This is a genomic window from Streptomyces griseus subsp. griseus, assembly GCF_003610995.1.
Lineage (GTDB): Bacteria > Actinomycetota > Actinomycetes > Streptomycetales > Streptomycetaceae > Streptomyces.
Map to the genome: position 1 here is coordinate 40,441 of NZ_CP032543.1, position 22,602 is coordinate 63,042.

Below are 22,602 nucleotides of genomic sequence, written 5' to 3' on the forward strand. Positions count from 1 at the left end.
CGGGGTCTCGCGCTGTCAGCACCGTCCGGCCCCGGCAACCGCGCCCGCTTCGTACGACCTCGCGCGGCATCGTCGCTGGAGGGGCGGCTCTTCCCGTCGGGACGGGAACCAGACGGGAGAAAGTGCAAATCAGCGCTTTCGCGGTCGGTTCCTGCTCGTACGCCTCCAAGAATCCACGAACCCGTATGCTTCGGCGTTCGATGTCCTCCAGATCCACGGGCAGCGGGTGATGGCCGAACCATACGAGCAGCGCCGCGACCGTCCAGAGGGCCTGTTCGCCGGCCAGGCCCTCACTGCGCCGTGGACACTGTGCCCCTCAACACGGGATCCGGATGGTGGCCCGGGAGTGGCTGGAGACCTGGACGCGCACACCCGGAGTCGATGCTTAGCCATGGGTCTTGTCGGGCACGCGGAACGAGATCCAGACATCCGGCGGCAGGTCAGGCCGGTCTGGCACCGGCCTACGCTCCTCAGCCCATGCGTCGTCGGCGATCTCCGCGGCGATGCGACGCCAGAAACGAACCGCCGCCACGTTGGCGTCCTGAAAGGCGACTTCCCACGGACCCGGGTGCTTGGCTACGACCGCTCGAACAGCTTGCAGTCCGATCCCTCTCCTTCGTGCCCCGCGCACGACGAAGAAGCTGTTCAGCACGCGCGTTGGACCAGTCAAGCTGCGCACGAGCGCGAGACCGGCGGGGTGCTTGTCGCTCGTCAATAGGTACAGCGCCCAATCGGCGTCGGTGAAGGCCGCCCGGAGCCGATCACTGCGGAAGGTTCCGTCTTGGTTTGGCAGCAGAGCATCGAACTGTGACATGTCGTGGCGGAACATCAGCCACAGACGCTCGGCTATCGGACGGTCGGTAACGTGCGCGAGTCGCACGGAGACGTCTGGCATGAAACTCCTTCGCAGGAACGGAACAATCGTGGGAGCCGCATGTACGGATCAGTCATCAGACGCGATATCAGCGATCGGTGAGGAGAGTTGTTCCGCGGACGAGCGGCTCCAAGACATGAAAAAAGCCTCCCCGCCGGATGTGTATCCGGGCCAGGAAGGCCTCCACTACTGATGGACATTTTAGCAGGTGGCCTGCGTCGGCCTGTGCTGGTGCGCGGTGGCCCCGCCGTCGGCGAGGCCACCGCCGTTCGACGTTCGGCTGAAAGGCGTGTGCTCGATCCGTGCTCGCCCTCGTTGGACCTGGCATCCCCAACATCCGTGGAAGGAGGCGACGTTGACGCCCATCGGCTCACACCGCAGCACCACCTGCTACAGGCGGGCAGCCCACAGCTCAGGCCCGGAACACGGTGCACGGCCACAGTTCTCAGCTCTGCGGTTCGATCGGCGAACGCTGCCGTTTCGCCCTGCCCGGCGACTCGCTGCCCGGGTGGTGAGCGCGTGAGCAGCTCGTCAGAGGGCGCCGAAGAGCGCACAGAGCTGGAGGATAGCCCGCTATGACGGCCGCCCCGGAGCGGAGCCTGTGGCGGCATGGGGACTTCCGCCGGTACTGGGGCGGGCAGGCTGTGACCGTCGCGGGTTACGGCATCACCACGATCGGCATCTCGGTGATCGCTGTGGTGGACCTGCACGCCTCGACCATGAACGTGGCGTTGATCGCCGTGGCGGGGAAGCTCCCGGCGCTGCTGCTGTCCCTGCACGCCGGCGTCCTCGCCGACCGCTGCCGCAAGCGGCCGATCATCATCACGTGCGACATCGGTTGCGCACTGATCCTGAGCAGCATCCCGCTGGCCCAGTTCGCCGGGCAGGTCACCCTGGTCCAGCTGTACGCGGTCACCTTCCTCGTCGCCGCCTTCCAGGTGGTCGGGAGCAACGCCTCGATCAGCTACCTCCCCTCCCTGCTGCGCGGAGAACAGCTCAAGGAAGGCAACGCCAAACTCGGCGCGACGAACTCGCTGGCGGACCTCGCCGGGAACAACCTCGGCGGGCTACTGGTCGCGGCGCTGGGCGCCGCCCGGGCGATCGCCCTGGACGCGCTCACGTACCTGGTCTGCGCTGTATGCGTGCTGACCGTCCGCCACCGCGAACCGAAGCCGCAGCCCCGGCCCGCGGGCAGCAGCCAGTGGACAGAGATCCGCGAAGGCCTCGACTACACCCTGCACACCCCCGTGGTGCGCTCCATCGTCCTGTCCAACGCCACCACGTCCTTCGCCCTGGCCGCCAGCTCCGCGCTCTGGTCCCTCTACCTGCTGCGCAACCTGTCCTGGAGCCCCACAGCGCTCGGCGTCGTCATGGGGGCCGGCGGCGTCGGCGGGTTCCTCGGCGCCCTGCTGTGGCGAGGGCTGGAGCGACGCTGGGGAGCTGGGCCCGTCATGCTCGGTGCTCTCGCCCTCAACCCCCTGGCCCAGCTTCCCCTGGTGCTCGTCGGCCCCGGGACCGCCGGACAGGTAGTCATCGGTGCCTGTCTGCTGGTCCAGACCGGGGCCGCGGTTGCTCACGGCGGGCTGCAGCGCAGCGTCCGCCAAGAGCTCTGCCCCGCCCGTCTGCAGGGCCGCGCCCAGGCCACCGGTGCGTGGCTCGCCTTCGGCCTGCGTCCGCTCGCCGCCCTCCTCGCCGGAGCACTAGGCACCCTCGTCGGGCTACGGCCCGCCCTCGGCGTGATCACCGTCCTGCTTGCCGCACCGTTCGTGATCCTCTGGCGCTCCCCCGCCCGCAAACTGCGCTCCTCACCCACACCGGCCCTCGGCCCCGGACCGGGGGTGCTACCGCACGTCACACCCGGCCCGGCCGGATCCTCGACCACCACCTCCTGAAAGGCACCGCCCATGCCGCCGTCCCGAGCGCACATCCGTGACCTCGTCACTGCCTACCTCGACCGTCACCCCGGTGAGCGCCCCAATCTAGGACCGCTGCTGGAGGCCCTCGATGCTCCCGGCGAGGTCACCGCCCGGGCGACGCTTCCCGGGCACATCACGTGCAGTGCCGCTGTGATCGATCACGACGGGAGGGTGCTGCACGTTCAGCACATCGTCTCCGGCGGGAAGTGGCTCCTTCCGGGAGGCCATGTCGAGCCCCAGGACGCCACGCTCATGGCCGCCGCGGTACGCGAGATCCATGAGGAGACAGGCATTCCTCCGGCAGCGCTCTGCCAGAGTCCGGCGTTCTGCCACGAGCCCGCCGACATCGACGTCCACCCCATCGACGCCAACCCTGCCAAGGACGAACCGGCACACCGGCACTACGACTTCCGGTTCGTTCTCCACCTCGTGCCGCCCTCCGCCGAGACGGCCGTGCAGGCCGAAGAGATTTCCGGGACCGACTGGCTGCCGCTCGACCAGGTCACCTCCCTCACGATGCGCAGCAAGCTCTTGGCCGCCGACATGAGCGCGGGCCCGGAGCCGGTCAACGCCTCGGTGATCATCCACGACGACGCGGGCCGCTATCTGATCCACTTGCGCGACCAGCTGCCGGGTATTTGGGAGCCGGGCGTGTTCGCTCTTCTCGGCGGCGGGAGTGCTCCCGGTGACGCGTCCCTGGAGGCGACCCTGCTGCGCGAACTCTCCGAAGAGGTGCCCGGAGTGCAGCTCTCCGGCCTGGAACCATACGCCGTGGAGGAGACCACCAGCGTCGACGGGCTGACCGTGCCCGTCCAGGTGTTCACCGCCGTCTGGCAGGGGCATCCGGACAGCGCCGGGCTACGCGAAGGGATCCTGCTGCACTGGAGCACTCCGGACATGCTCGACCGGCTGCCCCAGTCCCCCGGCCTCGGCGACCTCATCCGCCGGCACGCCGCCCAGCACCCCCCGGCAGCGGCCTCGCTGAGGCGGCATCACCGCCGCGCGGCCGGCGGAACCCCCGCAGGAACGGAGCTCCACGTCGTGGGGGTGCACCTCTTCCTCCAGGACTCCGAAGGCAGGGTCCTTCTGGGGCTGCGGCACCCGGACTCCGCGTACGCCGGACGGCTCTGGCACACCTTGGCCGGGCACTGCGAGAGGGAGGACGCGGTCAGCTCCCTGATCCGGGAGACGGAGGAAGAGGCGGGGCTGCTTCTCGACCGCGAGGCGATCGACCTCGTCCACCTGCTCCACAGCCAGAACTCGCCCACGGCGAGCCCGAGGATCCAGCTGTTCTTCCGAGCCCGGTCCTGGTCCGGCGTGCTGCAGGTGCGGGAGCCGGACCGGTGCGTGGAATGGCGGTGGTTCAACCCCAAGGACCTGCCGGACAACACCGTGCCGTACACCCGGCAGGCCATCGAAGCGATCCTCGCAGGCCAGCCGTACTCCGATCTGGGGTGGGCCTCATGACGCGCACTCCCCCGCGGCCGCCTACAGCCTGGCCCAGCTGACCCGGCAGCAGCCCGCCCCAACGACGCACGACCCCCCAGGATGAGCAGGAGCAGAGCGATGACCGCGGTACCGAAGAAGCAGGCCTGGCAGGACCACTACGCCGAGGGGAAAGGTTTTCGGCAGGTGGGTGAGGTCGAGCGCGCCCTGTTGGCCGAGTACACGCCCATGCCTGACGGTGGTGGGCAGGCCCTTGATGTCGGCTGCGGGACCGGCGAGCTGGCGGTCACGCTGGCGGAGATGGGCTACACGGTGGACGCCGTCGACTACGCCGAGGAAGCCCTCATCCGGGCACGCTCCGACCACGCCGAGGTGAGCGCGGTGCGGTGGTGGTGTCTGGACATCGAACGAGATCCGCTGCCCGAGGTCTCCGGGGACGAGGAGCCCGGGTTCGACCTGATCACGTTGCGGTTGAGCATCGCGTTCATCTCCAGCAGGACGGCCGTACTGCGCTCGCTCGGCACCCAGTTGCGTCCAGGTGGCGCGATGGTCATCATCACCCCGCTCGCGAAGAACACACCCGCCGAGCGGCGGAACATCGCCCTCGACGAGGACGAACTCGACCTGCTGGCGGAGGGGTTCGGGGATGTGTCCCGGTTCGACGCCCAGGGCCTGGCCGTTCTCGTGCTGCGAGCCCCGGATGGGGAGGTCCTGGTGGTGGAGCGGGGGCAGCCTGCCCCGCAGGCGGTCTTCGGCGCTTCGGCCGTCGTCACCGACACGGAAGGCAGGGTTCTTCTCGGCCGCTCCACCCGGGGCATGTGGGAGCTGCCGGCCGGTGGTGTCGAGAGCGGCGAGTCCGCGCAGGCCGCCGCAGTACGCGAACTCGCCGAGGAGACCGGGCTGACGGCGAAGACGGCGGACGCCCATCTCGTCACGGTCCTGCACGACGACCGGGAGGACGTACGCCGGATCGCCGCCGTCGTCCGCATCACCGCCTGGGAAGGTGAACTCGCCCTCCGCGAGGCCGACAAGTTCGTGCGCTGGGAGTGGTTCCCGCTGCACACGCTGTCCGGCCTGGGAAAGCTCTTCGCACCGTCCGCACTGGCGTTGAACGAGGTCTGGCCCGGCGTCGTGCCCGGGGCGCCCGAAACACGCTCCTACCCATGCGCGGACCCGTACGGGCCGGTTTCCGGGGAACCCGCTGAGGCTGTCCGGCTGCGGGAGCAGATGACCGAGAGCGTGATCCGAGGCGGCTGGGCCCCCTCCCCGCGGGTTCAGGCCGCGCTCCGTGCTGTGCCCCGGCACCGTTTCCTGCCGGAGGCCCCCTTGGCGTCGGCGTACGACGACGAGACCGCGGTGGCGACGGTGCGGGACGAAGGCGGGGCGGTTGTCAGCTCCGTCTCGGCGCCTTGGCTGCAGGCCGACATGGCCGAGCAGCTGCGCCTGGAGCCGGGGATGCAGGTGCTGGAGGTGGGGTCCGGCGGGTACAACGCCGAGCTCCTCGCACATATCGTCGGTGCCCGCGGGCGCGTGGTGAGCGTGGACCTGGACCCCTTCGTCGTCCGACGTGCGCTGAGGCTCTGTGCGGAGGCCGGGAGCGGGCGGGTCACCGCGGTCCTCGGCGACGGCAACCGGGGTGCGCCCGGGCATGTTCCCCCGGGCGGGTTCGACGCGGTGATCATCACCCACACCGCGACCGATATCGCCCCCGCGTGGCGGGAGGAGCTGGCCGAGGGCGGGAGGCTGGTCGTGCCGCTGGACGTCGGCGGCTACACGCGTTCGATCACCCTGGTCCGCCGGGGTGATGTCCTGCACGCGGAGCACTGGACGTACTGCGGGTTCGTCCGGGACCGCGGTGCCGCCGCCCGCACCGTCCCCAGCGCCGTCCTGGCCGGTGGGGAGGTGACCGTCCGGTGGGAGCTGGGAACAGAAGGGGACACCACCAGCTTGGAAGATGCCTTCTCCGATGAGCGCTACGAGCTCAGTACGGGCCTGGTCGTCGCGGGGCAGTTCAACTTCGAGACGCTGCAGCTCTTCGCCGCGACAACCCTGCCCGGATTCTGCCGCCTGAGCGTGCCCGTGGGCTCTGACCTCGTGACGCAGCAGGACGCGGCCGCGATCGTCGCCGACGGCTCCCTGGCCTATCTGACCCACGTCAAGATCTCCGACGGGCCCGACACCGCCGACCGGCGCAGCGAATTCTTCATCCACGCCTACGGGGCCGCCGGCCCGGAGCTGGCCGAGCGGTTCGCCGCGTGTGTCCGTACCTGGGACCGGGAGGTACGCGAGAGCTGGTACCCGCCGCTGAGCATCCACCCGGCCGGTACCCCCGACGATCAACTGCCGCCCGGCGACCTGGTCGACACTCCGGCCTGCCGCGCGGTCTTCGACTGGCCCGGCCGGGGATCCCGCGCGCGCCTGGGGGCCCCGGCGCCCTCACCTGCTGGGTCCGCCGTCTCAGCGAGCGAGCGGTCGGCCTCATGAGCTGCTGGCTGAACGGTCATCGGCATCCTGACCGCCAGGCCGTCCTCGCCCGCTTCCACCCCGCTGAACTCGCCGGGAGCGCGACGTGACATCGATCGCTACTCCGCCTCCAGCAACTGCGACAGGCCAGCCTGTCCCGGCGCCAGTCTTCACGCCGCCTACCGACCCGGCCGACCACGAACGGATGATCAGGGCCCACGCAGCGGCGGCCCGCACCCTCCACGTGCGGGCCCACGGGGCCTCCATCTGGGGATTCAAAGGGCGTACTCTCAGCCGCCGAGCTGATCAGGACCGGTGGCTGCGGGTGGTCAGCGCCCCGCTCGACAGGCCCCTGGGCATCACCTGGGACGGAACCGTACGCGCCGACACCCTCCTCCCCCGTTCCGTGCCGCGCCCTCGAGTCCACGACCTTCTGGAGTGGACGGGCCCCGCGCACCGCTACCGCGCCGAACTGTCCGAGTACCTGGCCCGGCCCGCCCTTCAGTCCGGCGGCCCCGTCCTGAATCAGGACCTCGATCTGCCCGCTTCCTGGTGGGCCGATCTGCGCGCGGCGCTCACCGCGACCGCCACCGTGCCCACCAGTCGGCGAGCGGTGCGCCAGCAGTGGATCGACCGGCACTTCGACCGGCTGCTGGGCATCCCCCCGATCCAGGTGACCTCCTGGACCACCGGGCACGGGGATCTCCACGTGGGGAACCTTCTTCCGCCGCCCTTGGTGATCGTTGATTGGGAGGGTTGGGGCCGGATGCCGACCGGCTTCGACATCGGCTTGTTTCACGCGTACAGCCTCCCGGTGCCCGCGACCGCGGCACGGATCAGAGCCGTGTTCCTCGACGTCCTCCACACCGAGGAGGGGCGGGACGGTGAACTGGTGGCCTTGGCCCAGCTGCTGCAGGTGTCCGAACGCGGCGGGCATCCCGGGCTCACTCCGTACCTCGTCCGGCGCGTGGAACAGCTCACCGGCACGCCGGTGCCACCCGTACCAAGGCCCCTGCAGGCGGCCGCCAGGACGTAGCCGATCCCGCATGCCTCCAGGACGGAGCGAAGCTGTAGGTCCTGGCCGTAGACCTCGTCGCCGGTCACCCACGAGGAGGAGTACCCGGCATCCAGGGCCGCTTCGATCATCTGCAGTGCCAGGCGGGGCTTGGTGGCGAACTCCACCTGCTCAGGGACCCCGGAGCCCGACCGGCGATCGGGATCACGGCACCAGGTGCGCTCCGGGAGGTAGAGCCGACGGTCGATCAGTGCCCCTCCTCTCGGCGATGCGTAGGCGAGGAAGACGCCGACCTGGGCATTCTCGATCCGACCGGCAGTGCCGGTGTACTGCTGTCGGCGTACTTGCGAATGTGCTCACCGAAGTACAGATGAACGTGCTCAGTTGGAGCTCGCCCATGACGGCGCTCAGTGCACGTGCGTCGGCTGCCGACCACCCCCTGGGGGGGGCTGACCTTGTCTCGGACTTCAAGGAAGCTGCCGCCTGAGCTGGCCCGCAGGCCTGCAGGCCCGGCGCGGGCGTTGACCGTGCCCATAGAGTCCTGCCTTGATGAAGAGACGAGTGCAGTTCACCGAGCATGTTGCGCGGTTCCGTGACTACATGCCGGCAGAAGATCGAGAAACGTTCCTGCGTCTGGTCGGCAGGATCGCAGCCGAGCCAGAGGGCGCTGGCAGCCATCTCACCTTTACGACCGATACAGTGACCCGCTCGGTCTGGGAGGACCACGTCATGGTCCAGTACGTCGTAACGAGCTTCTACGTGGTCTTCATCGAACTCGACATCTACGACCCGTCGCGTGGCTTCAACGAGGTGTAGTCGGCACGAGACGGCACCGATCGCCGATCGGTGCCGTCTCGTGGGTCAGGTGTCGCCGGGCGAGGCACTGGCCTCAGCACATCACCAGCTGAGCACGTTCACCCGTACACAGTTGGGTACGTCCACGTGTACGCGGACAACTGCCGCTGCACGCCCGCCGAACGCAGGCCCTTCTTCAGGAACCCGTCTCGTCCAGGATCAGCACGCCATCAGCGCCGAGGTGGTCCAGCACGTAGGACCGGACCTCGTCGCGCACCTCGTCGGCATCCAAGCGTGCGCTTCGAAGCAACCTGCATCGCACCGGGGCGGTCATGGCCTGCCTGCTCGGCCAGCTGCCAGCAGTTCTTCCGTTCTACACCGGACAGCAGCCCGAGGACGAACGCCCTTGCCGTCGACCTCGGTTACATTCGGCGGAACCGGCCCGCGATGCGGGCCATCGCCTGGTCGAACATCCCCCGCCAGCGGGCAGGGCCTTCGCTATGGCCCGCGGCCATAGCACCATCTTCAGAAGTCCACACAACCTCTGATGATCACGCGGTGGCCGCTTTCGTATCGGCCCCTGCCGCCCACTGGTGTCCGGCATGGGTGCATCCGTCTGCGCAGAATCGCTCGCGGCGGCGCTTGTCCGCCACCCCCAGCAGCGCGACCAGCAGCCGAAACGCCTTCACGCGCTCGTCCTGCGGCAGATTGATGATCTTTGTCAGCTGCCCGGCCAACTGCCCGCGCGTGATCAACACCGCCAGCATGTGGGTCGGCCGGATACCGGCTATCCGCACGCTCTCGGGCCCGTCCTCCACCGTCGCCCGCGCCTGGATGCAATGTCCACCCAGATCCCGAAGGACCTCGAACTGGTCCTGACCGGGCAGGGCTTCGAACCACTCGACACCCTGCCCGATTGGGCGCAGGCCCTGCACGAGCTCGTTCAACATGACCGGGCGCTCGTCCATCCGCCAACTCCGCGATCCGGCTGAGGCGCATAGCCCCTGAAGGCCATCGAACCAGATTGCGAAGTATGACTGCAGTACTAACGCAGTCGCGCCGTGGCGAGGCAGATCTTGAAGGCGCAGGGGACGTGCCCATCTGACGTCGTCATATCCCTCACCTCGGTAAAGAAGGCCTTACGCAACCGCTCCACAGTCGCGCGATCGAGCGGGTCAAGATCATAAAGGCTGGAAACCGCAGCCCATACCTCCTCCACTGGTCCGCTCAGATCGATAGAAACGGTCTCCCAGCCCACCGCCGCGAAGCCTGCTGGTCCGAGGACTTCATCGAGCCCCTCGCGACTGCGTGTCCTTTTGTCCCCCAACGCCGGGATGCGCTGCGAGGCCGGCGTCTCCTCAATCGTGCGCCGCAACAGCGTGAGGAACCCTTCATAAACCTCGCCGCCTACGGCCCCGCCTCCCACCACGCATGCCAGAACCCCTCCGGGAGACAGCACCCGGGCAACCTCAGCTGCGACTTGTTCGATCTCACTCATCAGCATCAGCGCCATGTGGGAGACGCAGGCGTCGAAGCTGTCGTCAGCGAAAGGAAGTTCCTGAGCTCGGCCCTCTTCCAGCTTAGCCTCGGAAAGCGCCGGTCGACGTCGTGCCAGCGCCAGAGAGTGCGAGGACAGGTCCACTCCCGCGAGTTGTCTCCCGGCCCTTCGGGCCAGCAACTCAAGCAGTAAGCCCATCGCCGCAGCCAAGGTCCAGCACGCGCGTGCTTCCAGCTATCTGATCGCACAAGATCTCGTAGCTGGACCGGCCGTCTGGAGCACGGCCACGACCTAACGCCTCTGCGGTCACTGCCGGGTACTCGGCGTGGAACGCCTGCAGAAATGCCTCTTGCGGTGCGGTAGTCGTCACTCGCCCAACCTACGCCGCAGGCCTTTCGCGCGGCCGTCCTTCAGTCCGGAAAAGGGCCTGCGCTCTCACAGAAATTGCTGGTCACAGGCTCATGGAACTCGGACGCGAAGTCGTGATGGAACACATGCACGCCCACCTCCCCCGCGTGCTGAACAAGGCGTCCTCGTGACCGGTCACTGGAGTCGCAGGACGCCAGGGGCGCGATCGTCGAAGATCTCGACCAGCCAATCAAAGACCGTGGATCCGCGTCCATCTCTTGCGCCAACAAGCTCGGCGCCTACAGCGGGGCGGTTCGCGGGGTGACAGCGCGACAACCGGATCTCAAGCTGGCGAGCTGTCTCCGGATAACCGAGATGCTGGCGAGACTCCTGGTCGTCGCGCCACTCAACCACCTAGTCATCGTCGTCGGGCGCTCCGAAGCCACCGCTGAGGCAGTCAGCGAAGACGCCGAGGCTTCGACCGAAGTAGCCCCCGGAACCGTTGATCGCTTCACCGATGACCCGCCAGCAGACCCTCGTCATCGGCCAGTACATCGACCAGCTCGACGAACTCGGTGCCCACCCTCGACGCCCCCCGTCATCAAGGGTGGGACCAGCAACGCCCAGCGCGAGAAGCTCTTCGACACCTTCCGTGCCGGCGAACTGAACGTCCTCGTCGTCTCCGAGGTCGCCAACTTCTCCATCGACCTGCCCGAAGCCACCGTCTCCATCCAGGTCTCCGGCACCTTCGGCTCCCGCCAAGAGGAGGCCCAGCGCCTCGGCCGCGTCCTGCGCCCCAAGGCCGACGGCCACGAGGCCCGCTTCTACTCCGTCGTCACCCGCGACACCATCAACCAGGACTCGCCGCCCACCTCCAGTGCTTCCTGGCCGAGCAGGGGTACGCGTACCGGATCGCGGACGCGGACGAGGTGCTGGCGGAGGACGGGAACCGGCCGTGACCAACTGCGCGCGCCAGCCGTAGGCGTCCGCACGGGGCCGTTTCACCGCAGCGAGGCGGCGAAGTCTTCGCCGCCCGTACGCGCGGCAGTCCAGCCGTATCTCGCCGCCCGGACCACCGCCGAACTCGGTACGGCGACGGGGTCAGGACGCGTGGCCGTGGCTCATCGCATCGCAGGGAACCGAGAGGACCGGCCGATCGTCCTTATGGTCGCGCTTCGTGCGCTCACGCCTGGAGCCGGCCTGTGCACAGCCCCTGGCGTCGATGGCAATGCCAGGTGCGCGGCTCTCCGGCGGAAGTCGGCGCGCCATGGCGGAGGTTGCGTTGCCGCCGTCCCGGCGCCGACTGCGCAGGGCAGGACGGGAGGAACCAGGAAACGGCGACGGCCATCGAGGGGACGTGCCCCGCCTTGTGCGGAGGCACCGGGCCGGGAACCCTCAAGGAGCCTCTCGAGTTCTGGCGACAGCGTCGGAGGGAAGACGGTATGGAAACGATCATCGTGCAGCTGCCCGCTCCGTCCCGGCCGGGCGAAGACGGCGTCGGCGAGCCCGAGTTGTTGCACATGGGGCCGGGGGACGTGGCCGATTTCGGGCGAGGGACGCCCGGCAGCCGGACGGTGCCCATCGTCCTGCCCGACCCCGGAATCTCCCGGCGGGCGGGACGGCTGGAGGCGGCCGAGGACTACTGGCGGCTGTCGAACTTCAGCCGTGACGTCGCGTACGTGGTCGAGAATCTGGAGGGGGCCGGGGAGTACCTCACCGTTGCGCCAGGACGGATCGGAGCGCCGGTGCCCTTCGAGTTCTCCAGAGTCGTCCTGCCCGCGCTGGGCGGGAGCGTCGACTTCAAGGTCTTCGCCCCGCAGCACGCCTATCTGGACGAGCAGTCCTCGCCCGGCGCCGGTGAACTCACCGTGCACCCCTATGCCCTCGATGCCACGGCCAAGTACTTCCTGGTGCTGGTGGCCTTGTGCGAGCCGCGGCTGCGCGACCCCTCGGACAGTGTGCTGCCGGGCGCGGGGGACATCGCGGAGCGGCTTCGTCCGCTGGAGAGCTGTCGTGGACTGAACCGTTCCACGGTGAACTACCACATCGACTATCTCGCCTTCGCCAAGCTGCGCCTGGACCTCGGCGACGACGGCAACAGCCGCACCGGTGTCAAGCGCGCTCGACTGGTCGCCCTCGCCCTGCGCTTCGGCCTGGTGCGCGAGGAGCACCTCGCCCTGTTGCCGTCCCGTAGGCGGCCCGTACCGCAGGAGAGCGGCGCATGACGTCCTCGGGCGCCGAGGGCGGCGCCGTCCGGACGCCGCGTCTGCCCTCCGGTTTCCGTGTCGGAGACTGGCAGGTGGACGCCGTCATCGGGTCGGGCGGCTGGGGGACCGTGTATGCGGCCCACGCGGTCGCCGACGGTGCCGTCGTGGCGGTGAAGGTGCTGCCGACCGGCGCGCTGGCACCCGGTCAGCGTGCCGCGCTCGGTGAACTGATCGCGCGCGAGGTGCGGTTCAGCACCGAGGCGGACCACCCCCATCTCGTACGGACGCACGCGGTGTGCACCGTGGACGCGCCGGACCTGCCGGAGCTGGACGGCGCCATGGCGCTCGTCATGGAACGGGCCGAGGCAAGTCTGCGGCAGGTGCTGGACGCCGCCGCGACGGGCCGTCCGGTCCCGGACGCCGTGCGGATCCTGCGCGGCGTCGCCGCCGGACTCGCCCATATGCACGGCGCCGGCTGGGTGCATGGCGACCTCAAACCCGCCAACGTGCTGCTGGGCGGGGACGGAGCGGTCTGGCTCGCCGACTTCGGCCTCGCCACCGAACTGGACGGCACCCACGCCTACGTTCCGCCGCTCGGCACGCTCGACCACGTGCCGCCCGAGTGGTGGTCCCAGCGCGCCGGGACGAACGGGACGATGGTGCGGCCGACCGCCGACATCTGGGCCTTCGGCGTCCTGGCCCATCAGGTGCTCACCGGTGGGCTCCACCCGTTTCCCGGCGCCACCGCCCGTGCACGCGCGCTCGCCTCGCAGGCCTACGCCCGCAGTACCGCGCCCCTGCGTCTGGACGCCGGGATCGATGAGCGCTGGCGCCGGCTCATCGGGGACTGTCTGGTGCCCGATCACTCCGGCCGCCTGCGGCATACCGCCGCGAGCGTGTCCGCCCGCATCGAGCGGCTGGCGAGCCCGCGTCGTCGGCGTCGCCTGCTGCCGGTCGCCGTGCTGCTGGCGACGGTGCCGGCTGCCGTCATCGCGGGGGCCGCGCTGCTCGGGGGCGGCGAAGAGGAGGACGAGGACCGGGGGCGGGGCGCGCCAGCGGCCGTCACCGAGGCGGGCAGCCCGGTCGCCGGGGGCATCCCGGCGGACTCCGACGTGCCCGAGGCTCTGCGGCCGATCATCGTGAAGGCCGCTCAGCGCTGTACCGACGCGGAGGTCACGCCCGTGTTTCTCGCCGCCATGCTCAAGGCGGAGAGCGGGTTCGACGTGGACGCGGAGCGCCCGGCGAGCGAGGAGTACGGCATCGCCATGTGGACGCCCTCGGTGTTCCGAGCGTGGGCGGTCGACGGAGACGGTGACGGCGACAAGGACTACCGGTCGCCGCCGGACGCGATCGCCACGATGTCGCTGTACGTGTGCTGGCTCGACCAGCAGTTCAAGAGGGCAGGCATGCCCGTGGAGGACCTGCCCGCTCTGATGGCGGCCGGTTACCGCACGAGCGACCGCACCGTCATCACGGAGGGCGGCGTCCCCGAACAGGTGCGGCCCCACGTCGACACAGTGCTCCGCCACCTCGCCGACTATCAGCGGTGAGGCGGCGGAGCCGTCGCGCGGGGCTGTTCAGCAGTCCTTGACATCCGGCATCTTGTTGCCCGGTGAGTTGACGTAGATGTTGGAGATCCAGCCGTCGTACTGGGGCAGGTACGCCCACCACTCGTTGGTGTAGGGCGGTACGTTCACCACCTCGCCCCTGGCCTGGCATCCCACCAACACCTCCACTCCCGAGGGAAGTTGGGTGATCAGGGCGTTCCCCGTACCAGGACCGGGGCGGACGTTCACATGATCGCTCCACGTGCCGTACCGCCACCCCGCAGGCCGCGAGGCTCCGGGAACGTTCAGGGAACGGGCCAGCCGGCCGATGTCCGTGTACGCCTTCCCGTACGGCGTGCCGACGGGATGGAGCGTGAACACGGCCACGATGGACCGGTCACCGACGCCGACGGTGCCGGTGCTGTGCAACGCCGGCCGGGCCAGATCCACGTCCGTGGCGGCGGCCGGTCCCGCGCTCCTGGTACGTGCCTTTGCAGCGGTGCGCGGCGTGCCGCAGGTTCCCTTCTCGTACGAGGATCCCGACCAGCCCTGTTTCACCGCCCAGGGTTTCTCGAAGGCCCCGGCGATGCCGAAGTGCTGGTCGAAACCGTCCGTGGCACAGCGCGTGGACTGGCGCAGGTTGCCCAGCACGAAGTCGCGCACGGGAGAGGGCGCCGAGTCCAGGAGGTATCGGTAGATCGTCACCGTGTCGCGCGCGGAGAGCGCCGTGTAGCCCCAGTAGCCCTCGTACCCGCCGGGCGGCGGCGCCGTGTCTCTAAGGCCGAGGCGGTCGACCATGCGCGTGATGATCGCCGCACCACCGCGGTCTGACCAGTAGGCGCTGGCCGCGCCGTCGTCGCTGGCGCGCAGCATCGGCTCCAGCCAGACCCGGTCGGAGTCCGGCACGGCGTGGTCAAGGCCCCAGAGGTGGTCCAGCGCGAGCAGCACCTTGACGACCGACGCGGAGCGGAAGCGGGTGCTCGTGTTGAGCTGCTCGGTGAAGGCGCCGGTCTGCCGGTCGAAGACGGCGACGCCGGCGCTGACACCGGCGGGCACCTCGGCGGACGCAGCGGCGGGACGGGCCGGTCCCGCCGGGGCGGCGGCAGTCGCGGAGCCCGCCGCGCCGCCTGTCAGCAGCAGCGCGGCGGACACGGCGGCAAGACGATGGTGCCTCACTGGTAGTGCTCCCTGAGGTGGAGCGAGTTGATCGGTGTCATGTCGACGTACCAGCCCTGCTGCGAGGGGATGGATTCAGTGCAGTCCGTGTTGACGGACCTGCACAGCTCTGCGACGGCGCCGTCGTACTGGTTGTTGAAGACCCAGTGGTTGCCGAACTGGTTGTAGACGCGGTGGAAGCCGTAGGAGTAGAAGATGTGGCTGGGGTGCGGGTTGTTGACCGGAGTCACGTTCTCCGGGTAGATGCAGACGGCGCCGTAGGGACAGCCGTCCCAGGTGCCGCCCTCTGCCTGGGCCTGGGCGGCTCCGGTCAGAACGGCGGTGGCGGTGAAGGCGAGCGCGGCGGCGCCGCGCAGGATTCTGCGCACGGTCATACCTCTCGAGTGAATGCCGGGGGCGGGGACTGCGGGCTGGCTCTACCACCAGCCGGAGCAGCGGATCACGCCGTCGGACTTCAGTGAGCCGCAGACACGGAACTGGTACTGCGGGTCGGTGCTGGTGCGGCGGAACGGTGTGGTCAGGCTCTGCCCGGCCGAGCGGACGGTGAAGGGCCCGCACTGCAGCCAGGGGGACATGGCGTTCTGATCGCGGTCCCAGCCGTCGGCACGCCAGTCCATCCAGACGTTGTCGCCGGGCCGGGTCTGGCCGCTGATCTTCCCGAAGGCGATCTGCTGGCCGACGTAGGAGCCTTTCTCCAGCGTGATGCGGACACTGCCGAGGCTGAAGTCGGCGGGCTTGTCGGTGTCGCCCTCGGCGTTGTCAGGGTGGTCACGGAAACCGCGTGCACCGCTTTCGCAGTCGGAGGCCGAGGCGTGGGCGGGCTGTACCGGGTGCGCGACGAGGACGCCTGCGGTGACTGCGGTCAAGGCGGCGGCCGTGGCGAGAGTCGTGCGGAACGGGCGCATGAGAGCCGTCCCTTCCTGTCGGTGGAGGGTGGCCCGCAGCACCGCCGGGCCTGGAGGACGACGATAGGAAGGAGATCCGGCCGACGGTCCTGACGGATGTCAGGGTGGCGGCCGGGGCTCACCCCGACAGCAACGTGACCAGCGCCTCGCCCGAGGCCGTGCGCCTCGCCACCACGTGCTGCCCTAGTCGCTCCCGGGTGATGAGCCCGGCCGCCTGGAGATGGCCGCAGTGGTAGGTCACGGTCGCCGGAGTGCAGTCGGATGCGGCGGCCAGGGAGCCCATGGTGCGCGGGCTCACCAGCTCTCGTAGGATCTTGGCCCTGAGCGCGCCGACCACGAGCTTGAGCCGGTCCTTTTCGACAGTGGTCTCCCGGGTGGTCCACAGCGTGTTCAGGCCGGGGACGGGATAGCCGAACCACACGACGTCGGACCGGTCGAAACTGAAGACGGAGGCGCCGTAGCCCGACACGATCGGCACCAGAACCACGCGGCGGGCGCCTCGCTCGAACCTCTCAGGGTGCGGATCCGGCACGTACAGCGTCTCCCCGGCGAAACGGATCTTCGGGCCGAGCCCGGCGAGGACGCTCGGCAGGGCGTTGCTGACGACGGCCACCCCCACACGCTCGGTCTCCTGGTCGAGCAGGGAACCGGCACGCGCCCAGATGGGTCCGAAGGCTTCCCACATGGTTGTGAGGAGGGCCGCGTACGCGTGGATGAAAGCCTTCGGCCGGTCGACGACCGACTGCCACTGCCCAGGGACCGTCCCCCCGAAGTCCGTTTCCAGCTCCTGCGACAGCTGTGAGGGCGGGACGTCAGCCAGCCGTTCCAGCTGGACGCGGAGATCGGTCTCCCACAGCGGTGCCGTCGGCGTGAGGCAGTCGGGAACCATCGAGTACTCCCGGGCGAACAACGGCCGCAGCACCGCCTCCGCGCCCTCGGGCACCGCAGAGCGCAGCAGACGCCGCCAGGCGGGGAGCACCCCTTGGGAGCGACCGCCCAGCGCATCCGCGACGAGCGACATCAGGGTGACGCCGGGCTGCGCCACGACGGACACCGGCGCTGTCTCCAACGGCCCCAGAGACAACTCGGAGAACCGGCCCATGAACACTCCCGTTGACGACGAGCACCTCTTGGGACGCACATGTCCCGGCAGAGGTTCCTGAGAGCCGCGGCGAAGCGGCCGGCCGGAACATGCTTTGAAGTTCCTCGAAATGCTGGGCCGCGCCGTCGGCGGTGAACAGAATGTAACCGACCGCGAGGCAAAGGGGCGGCTCGACGGCCGTGCCTGAAGCCGGGCCCCCGCACCTCGCGCACCAGGGGAAACATCACCGGATCTCTCGATGCAGTGCAGGCGAGGGTCCGTGGACGCGAGCGGCGGGTCGCAGCGGCTTCGGTCACCGACCGTTACCTGAACGTCAGCCGTCCGGACGTGTGGAAGCAGCGGATCCGGCAGTGCCCCTGATACGGCGAACCGCTCCCCCCTCCGCCTCATCGACTCAAGGACCTGACATGACGATGAACAACCGCCGCCGTCTCGCCGTGGGCACCGCCCTGATCGCGGTCCTCGCAGCGGGGGTCGCCCCTGCCGCGAACGCCCACGCCGCCCCCGCAGGTTCTGCCGCACCGCGCCCGACCGCCACCGCCCCCGACATGGAGGGCGTCGTCGCGGCGCTGAACGACGCCATGGCACAGGGCGCTCCGGGAGCGATGGCCCGGTTCACCGGCCACTCGGGCGTTGAGGCCCGCACCGTCGGAGTGCGGGCCCGGGCTTCGGGCGCAGCCATGGACATCCGCGCACGCTTCCGCATCGGAAGCGTGAGCAAGACCTTCTCCAGTGTGGTCCTGCTCCAACTCGCACAGGAAGGCAGACTGGAGCTCGACGCCCCGGTGAACCGGTACCTTCCCGGGCTGCTGCCCGACGACCGGATCACCGTGCGGCACCTGCTGACTCACCGCAGTGGACTGGCCGACTACACCGACACGATGTTCGAGCACACCGTGCCCGGCTTCGAGGCCGTGCGTAACCGGGTTTTCGGCTACCGGGAACTGGTCGACCTCTCGCTGAGCGAACCCCGCACCACCGAACCAGGGGTGTCGTACGCGTACTCCAACACCAATTTCGTGGTCGTCGGCATGCTGATCGAGAAGATCACCGGAAAGCCGGTCGTCAAGGAGTACCAGCACCGCATCATCCAGCCGCTGGGGCTGCGTGACACCTCGTACGTGCACCCCGACGTCCGGATCGCCGGGCTCCGCGTACGCGGCTATCTGCACCCGGACCAGGCGGGCGGGCCCCTGGTGGACTCCACCGAACAGACCGTCTCCTGGGCGCAGTCGGCCGGAGCGGTGATCTCCAGCCCGGCTGACCTCAACACCTTCATGACCGCGCTGATGCGGGGCAGGCTGCTGGCCCCGAAGACGCTGAAGGCCATGACCACCGTCACTCCGACCGACGCCACGGACACGCGCTTCTACGGCCTCGGGCTGCGCCGTTACGATCTGTCCTGCGGTACGCAGATCTACGGCCACACCGGCACGGTGCAGGGGTACTACACCTATGCCTTCGCGACCCGCGACGGCCGGCGCAGCCTCTCCGCGATGGCCAACACCTCGAACAAGGGGTCCGCCAACACGGCGCTCGGCGGAACGCTTGAGGCCGCTTTCTGCGGCAAGAAGCGTACCGCGACGACCACGATGTCCGCTGAGACCGAGCCGTTCACGGTGCCCGCCGAACCGGACCTGCCCGAACGCCGCTGAGGCCGACCCGGGATTGTCGGTGACGGGTGGCAGACTCCGAGGCCGGAGCGAACAGGTGCGTTTGAGGGACGTCGAAGTGGACGACTTGGAAGTGTTCTTGACGCAGGAACACGACCCGGAGGCCGGGTGGCGGTCGAAGCTCCCGCTCAGGGAGCGGGATGCCTTCATGACTCACTGAAAGACCAGGGTCCTCGCGGACCCGACTGACTTCGTACAGGCGGTCACGGTCGACGGGGAGCTGGCGGGCAACTCTGTGGCGTGGTGGGACGAGGGCCGGCGCTTCATCGGCTACTGGTTCGGCCGGCAGCACGGGCAAGGGGGTCGGCACACGGGCGCTCGGGCTCTTCCTGGAGCAGGAGAAGACCCGCCCTCTGTACGCCGACCCCTTCCTCGGGAACACCGGCTCCGCGCGCCTGCTGAAGAGGCACGGCTTCCGGCGCACCGAGACGGTCTGGCACGGCGAGAACGAGCACATCATGCTGGTGCTCGACGAGGACCGCTGACGTGTCTGAGCCGTCCGGCGCAATGACACGGGCCGTCTCCGACAGGCGAGTGCCCGGGCCGGAGCCGCGCTCGGTGTCGCGACGGAGGCTCAGCGGCTTCACGCCGAGGGCCCTAACGAGTCGCCGGCATGTGTCCGAGCCGCGGCTGGGGTCGCACAGGACCACGTCCGGGCGGCCCGGCCAGCAGGGCGTCATCCCGTCGGGGAGCCCCTGACACCGCCCTCGACTCGGCGTCGGCATCCTGCGGCTTCTGCCGAGCCACCCACGCCTTCGGATCATCAGTCCCGGAGTGATCCGGCCACCTCGAAGATCATTCCGTCAGGCCCCAAGGCGAGCAAGGCCTGTCGCGAGACGGGAAGACACCGCCAACGCGTCGCGGTCTCCTGCCGCCTGGCCTTCAGTCGCCCGGTCAGGAATCGCAGAGTGCGGCTGGACAGATCAATCGCCGACGGGCAGACAAGCACGCGAAGCTCCTGGCAGACACGGGTGATCTTGGTCGAGAACCCGTCCAGGAGGAGCTTCCCCGTTGCGCAGGCCCGACCAACTCGCGGTCGTCGCGGCCAGCTTGGAAAGAGCTCAGTAGATCAAGAACAAGCTGAGGAGCAGACCGGCCTGAAGGCTCACGTACCGTTCGCGTTCCCCGCGAACGCGAGCGAGCCGAGAAAACGCGTCTGTTCGTTCTCTACCGTGGCATCCAGCTCGCCCATCGCCACCAGGGTGCGAGGATCGCTGAGTGTCATGGCATTGAGCGCGCGCTCCAGGTGGCCCTGGTCCTCGATCTCCCACAGGTTGAATGCCTCGTACAGCGGTCCGACCTGCGTCACCGTGCCCGCAACCAGCGAGATGCCTTGCGCTTCGAAGAGTTCACGGATAGTCACCATGGCGGCTTCGTAGCGCGCCAGATTCGCGAAACCGTACTTGAGTTGGAGCTGCGCCAGCATGTAGCTGCTCATCTGTCTGCCATTCCCGAGGGGAGCTGTCGAGGCATTCACCAGGAAGGTAGACGTTCACACTGGCGTGAAGGTCAAGTCACTTGTTGCCGGTCACCGCGTTCAGTACGGCTTCCAGCCCCGTCAGCTTCGAACGCAGTTCCTCCACTTCATGTGAGAGTTCGGCGTGCCGCGTACGCAGCAGAGCCTCGACCCGGGGTGCGGAGTCGGGGAGTTTCCACTCCTGCACCACCGTACGGATCAGGTCGCTCGGCAGGCCCGCGCCGTACAGACGCTGGATAAACCCGACGCAGTCAGCGTCTTTGGCCTGGTACCTGCGGTGCCCCACGGCATTGCGCGACGGGAGCAGGAGACCTTGCTCCTCGTAGTACCGCAGTGACCGCGTGCTCACTTGGCACCGGTGAGCCAGTTCACCGATCGACAGGGACACGGGGTCCGAATCGGAGTCCCACTCGAGACCTGGCTCGGAGTCCGATTTGAAACCGTGCGCCGACCTGCTACCGCACGGCCAGAGGGCCGTTGGAGGCGCCACAGCGCCATCTCCGGATGGGGCATTCGAAGCAGTGGAACGCATAGGAAAACTCTAGCCTCCCATCGGTTGGTTCCGTCAGGTACGCCGGTCGGGCGGGTGCGGGCTCAATCCGTTGCGAGACGTGCCTCAGTCGAATGGGCCTGGTTGGTGGTTGATGAGGCAGGGTCAAGGTCGGAGAAGTCGGTGCGGATCAACAGGGTCTCGTCCGTGTCCGGCAGGTTCTTCACGGGTCCTCCCTGTGCGGGCGGGCCCGGGGAGGCGGAGGGCTCGGCCACCGGCTCCCCGTCGCGCCAGACGACGGTGCCGTCGGCACGGCACAGGACCACTCCGCCCTCCTCGACACGCAGTTCGTCGGCTGGTCCGCCCAGCGGCGGGCGGTCGTCGCCGAGAACGCGCAGCATGCCGTCCTCGTCGAGCCGTAGTCCGGGCTCGGCCGTCTCGCCGAGGTGCGCGTACCAGAGCCAGGTCTGGTCGGCCCCGAACAGAACGAGGCGGCGTTCGTCCCAGTGTCCGAGCACGGTGTTTCCGTCGGGGGAGGTGAGGGAGTGCCGTCCGAGTGTCTGTCCTCGGCGCAGCACGGCACCCCGCGGGGCGTCGGCCGTGGGTCCGTGGCATGCCGTGTGTGTGCCGGTTGACCACACCGGCCGGCCGTCCTCGTCATGCAGTTCGGCACGGCCGTCATCACCGACGACGAGCCGGCGGGCTCCCGAACCGGACGGGCCGGAGCTCCACACCGGGACACCATGGGTGTTGCGGACGGAGAGGACACCGTCCTCGGAGAGCTCGGCCCATCCTCCGTCCACCCATCCCGTGCCGGTCGACCACACAGCCCGGCGCTCGGTGTGGCAGTACAGGGTCAGGTCGCCGTTGCCCTGGTGAGCCAGGGTGTGCGTACCTGCGGGAGACGTCAGGGACTGGTTGCGCAGGCGCCCTCCCGCCTCCAGCGCGGGCCCACCGAACGCGTAGGGCTCTCCCGGGGGGACCGGTCCATGCGGGCGCTGGGTGCCCTCGTGCCACAGGACGGTTCCGGCGGAGTCGACCAGGCACAGCATCAGGCTTTTGGATTTCGAACCACCCGCCAGGTGCCGGCGCCAGGTGAGCACGGTGTCTTCCTGTTCGAACCAGTCGACCAGCGGACGGGTCAGCGCGTAGCTCCTACCCCCGCTCTTCCCGTACTCGCAGACCCGCAGCCAGCCGTCCTGCTCGCGGGCCACTGTCCGCCGCGTCTTCCCCTCCTTGACCAGATAGGTGTCGCCGGTGATGGCAGCTGCGGGCGCCGTGTCCCCCAGCGGCGTAGGGTCGGTGAGTCCGGTGCGTATGTTGCCCAGGCGGACGTGTGTGCGGTCCAGGAGTTCCAGCTCTCCGGCATCCGTGAGGACGAGGTACTGGGCCCCGGGCGCGGCGAAACCGGAGCGCCAGACCGTTTCGTCGTCCTGCCCGCCCTCGACGACGACCTCGTACCCGTGTCCGAGAAGCAGTTGTCCAGTTGCGCCCGCACGCCAGACGACCTGATCGCGGTCGGTGTCGGTGACCACGGCGACACCCTCCGAGTCGCACCGCAGCACGAACCTCTCCGAGGGGGAAATCAGCTGGACATCGGGGTAGAGACGCTCGAACATGGGCAGTTCACGCACAGGAACCCTCTTCTCCTACCGGGCGACGCCAGGTCA

Annotated in this window: 18 protein-coding genes and 4 pseudogenes; 10 read left to right on the forward strand and 12 right to left on the reverse strand. The window is 69.0% G+C overall.

The features are described from left to right. Window positions 1-385 precede the first annotated feature (385 nt). On the reverse strand, window positions 386-895 hold the full coding sequence (locus D6270_RS00195) for a GNAT family N-acetyltransferase (protein WP_109167804.1): 510 nt from the start codon (window positions 893-895) through the stop codon (window positions 386-388). 554 nt (window positions 896-1,449) lie between these two features. Here D6270_RS00195 and D6270_RS00200 point away from each other — a divergent pair. The 4 genes from D6270_RS00200 to D6270_RS00215 all read left to right on the forward strand — a co-directional run bounded on the left by D6270_RS00200 (window position 1,450) and on the right by D6270_RS00215 (window position 7,735). Further along, window positions 1,450-2,766: an MFS transporter gene (locus D6270_RS00200; protein ID WP_109167803.1), complete on the forward strand. Its 1,317-nt coding sequence runs from the start codon at window positions 1,450-1,452 to the stop codon at window positions 2,764-2,766. A gap of 12 nt (window positions 2,767-2,778) precedes the next feature. Next, a complete protein-coding gene (locus D6270_RS00205; RefSeq protein ID WP_109167802.1) occupies window positions 2,779-4,257 on the forward strand; it encodes an NUDIX domain-containing protein in 1,479 nt (492 codons plus the stop codon). A 99-nt stretch (window positions 4,258-4,356) separates the two neighbouring features. After that, complete coding sequence (fxlM, locus tag D6270_RS00210; protein ID WP_109167801.1) at window positions 4,357-6,720, forward strand: methyltransferase, FxLD system; 2,364 nt, start codon at window positions 4,357-4,359, stop codon at window positions 6,718-6,720. Window positions 6,721-7,105: 385 nt separating this feature from the next. Then, a complete protein-coding gene (locus tag D6270_RS00215; protein WP_225976731.1) occupies window positions 7,106-7,735 on the forward strand; it encodes a phosphotransferase in 630 nt (209 codons plus the stop codon). Here the strand turns inward: D6270_RS00215 and D6270_RS00220 are convergent. Continuing rightward, window positions 7,723-8,049: pseudogene (locus tag D6270_RS00220) on the reverse strand (transposase); the annotation flags it as partial. The gene D6270_RS00215 and the pseudogene D6270_RS00220 sit on opposite strands and share 13 nt — an antisense overlap. A 226-nt stretch (window positions 8,050-8,275) precedes the next feature. Between D6270_RS00220 and D6270_RS00225 the strand changes: the two are divergent. After that, window positions 8,276-8,530, forward strand: coding sequence for a hypothetical protein (locus D6270_RS00225; protein ID WP_109167799.1), 255 nt, complete (start codon window positions 8,276-8,278; stop codon window positions 8,528-8,530). Window positions 8,531-9,060: 530 nt separating this feature from the next. Here D6270_RS00225 and D6270_RS00235 read toward each other — a convergent pair. The 3 genes and pseudogenes from D6270_RS00235 to D6270_RS00245 form a co-directional block, all read right to left on the reverse strand. Then, window positions 9,061-9,477 (reverse strand): DUF5958 family protein, encoded by a 417-nt coding sequence (locus D6270_RS00235; RefSeq protein WP_109167798.1) that lies wholly within the window; start codon window positions 9,475-9,477, stop codon window positions 9,061-9,063. Window positions 9,478-9,554: 77 nt separating this feature from the next. Next, window positions 9,555-10,205: a class I SAM-dependent methyltransferase gene (locus tag D6270_RS00240; protein WP_225976732.1), complete on the reverse strand. Its 651-nt coding sequence runs from the start codon at window positions 10,203-10,205 to the stop codon at window positions 9,555-9,557. A 345-nt stretch (window positions 10,206-10,550) separates the two neighbouring features. Next, window positions 10,551-10,910: pseudogene (locus tag D6270_RS00245) on the reverse strand (barnase inhibitor). Between D6270_RS00245 and D6270_RS00250 the strand changes: the two are divergent. The 3 genes and pseudogenes from D6270_RS00250 to D6270_RS00260 form a co-directional block, all read left to right on the forward strand. After that, a pseudogene (locus D6270_RS00250) lies at window positions 10,882-11,314 on the forward strand (helicase-related protein); the annotation flags it as partial. The pseudogenes D6270_RS00245 and D6270_RS00250 sit on opposite strands and share 29 nt — an antisense overlap. 483 nt (window positions 11,315-11,797) lie before the next feature. Continuing rightward, entirely contained in the window at window positions 11,798-12,580 is a 783-nt protein-coding gene (locus tag D6270_RS00255; RefSeq protein WP_109167797.1) for a serine/threonine protein kinase, read from the forward strand. Next, window positions 12,577-14,112 (forward strand): protein kinase domain-containing protein, encoded by a 1,536-nt coding sequence (locus D6270_RS00260; protein WP_109167796.1) that lies wholly within the window; start codon window positions 12,577-12,579, stop codon window positions 14,110-14,112. Before D6270_RS00255 ends, D6270_RS00260 begins: the two co-directional genes overlap by 4 nt. 27 nt (window positions 14,113-14,139) lie before the next feature. Here D6270_RS00260 and D6270_RS00265 read toward each other — a convergent pair whose 3' ends face one another. The 4 genes from D6270_RS00265 to D6270_RS00280 all read right to left on the reverse strand — a co-directional run bounded on the left by D6270_RS00265 (window position 14,140) and on the right by D6270_RS00280 (window position 17,244). Beyond that, window positions 14,140-15,285 (reverse strand): hypothetical protein, encoded by a 1,146-nt coding sequence (locus D6270_RS00265; protein ID WP_385107863.1) that lies wholly within the window; start codon window positions 15,283-15,285, stop codon window positions 14,140-14,142. After that, complete coding sequence (locus D6270_RS00270) at window positions 15,282-15,659, reverse strand: hypothetical protein (protein ID WP_109167794.1); 378 nt, start codon at window positions 15,657-15,659, stop codon at window positions 15,282-15,284. The genes D6270_RS00265 and D6270_RS00270 overlap by 4 nt, the downstream gene beginning before the upstream one ends. A gap of 42 nt (window positions 15,660-15,701) precedes the next feature. After that, window positions 15,702-16,190 (reverse strand): hypothetical protein, encoded by a 489-nt coding sequence (locus D6270_RS00275; protein ID WP_109167793.1) that lies wholly within the window; start codon window positions 16,188-16,190, stop codon window positions 15,702-15,704. A gap of 118 nt (window positions 16,191-16,308) precedes the next feature. Then, the gene (locus D6270_RS00280; RefSeq protein ID WP_158650461.1) at window positions 16,309-17,244 is read right to left on the reverse strand and encodes an ArsR/SmtB family transcription factor; all 936 of its coding nucleotides are present in this window, start codon (window positions 17,242-17,244) and stop codon (window positions 16,309-16,311) included. Window positions 17,245-17,699: 455 nt separating this feature from the next. On the opposite strand from D6270_RS00280, the gene D6270_RS00285 reads away from it, so the two are divergent. Together D6270_RS00285 and D6270_RS32645 are read left to right on the forward strand one after the other, a co-directional pair. Further along, entirely contained in the window at window positions 17,700-18,947 is a 1,248-nt protein-coding gene (locus tag D6270_RS00285) for a serine hydrolase domain-containing protein (protein WP_109167791.1), read from the forward strand. A gap of 55 nt (window positions 18,948-19,002) precedes the next feature. Then, window positions 19,003-19,450 (forward strand): annotated as a pseudogene (locus tag D6270_RS32645) (GNAT family N-acetyltransferase). 620 nt (window positions 19,451-20,070) lie between these two features. Here the strand turns inward: D6270_RS32645 and D6270_RS00300 are convergent. The 3 genes from D6270_RS00300 to D6270_RS00310 form a co-directional block, all read right to left on the reverse strand. Then, entirely contained in the window at window positions 20,071-20,403 is a 333-nt protein-coding gene (locus D6270_RS00300) for an NIPSNAP family protein (RefSeq protein WP_109167790.1), read from the reverse strand. Between the two features lie 76 nt (window positions 20,404-20,479). Next, entirely contained in the window at window positions 20,480-20,974 is a 495-nt protein-coding gene (locus tag D6270_RS00305; protein WP_225976733.1) for a MerR family transcriptional regulator, read from the reverse strand. A gap of 62 nt (window positions 20,975-21,036) precedes the next feature. Further along, complete coding sequence (locus D6270_RS00310) at window positions 21,037-22,566, reverse strand: Curculin domain-containing protein (mannose-binding) lectin (protein ID WP_225976734.1); 1,530 nt, start codon at window positions 22,564-22,566, stop codon at window positions 21,037-21,039. Between the last annotated feature and the right edge of the window lie 36 nt (window positions 22,567-22,602).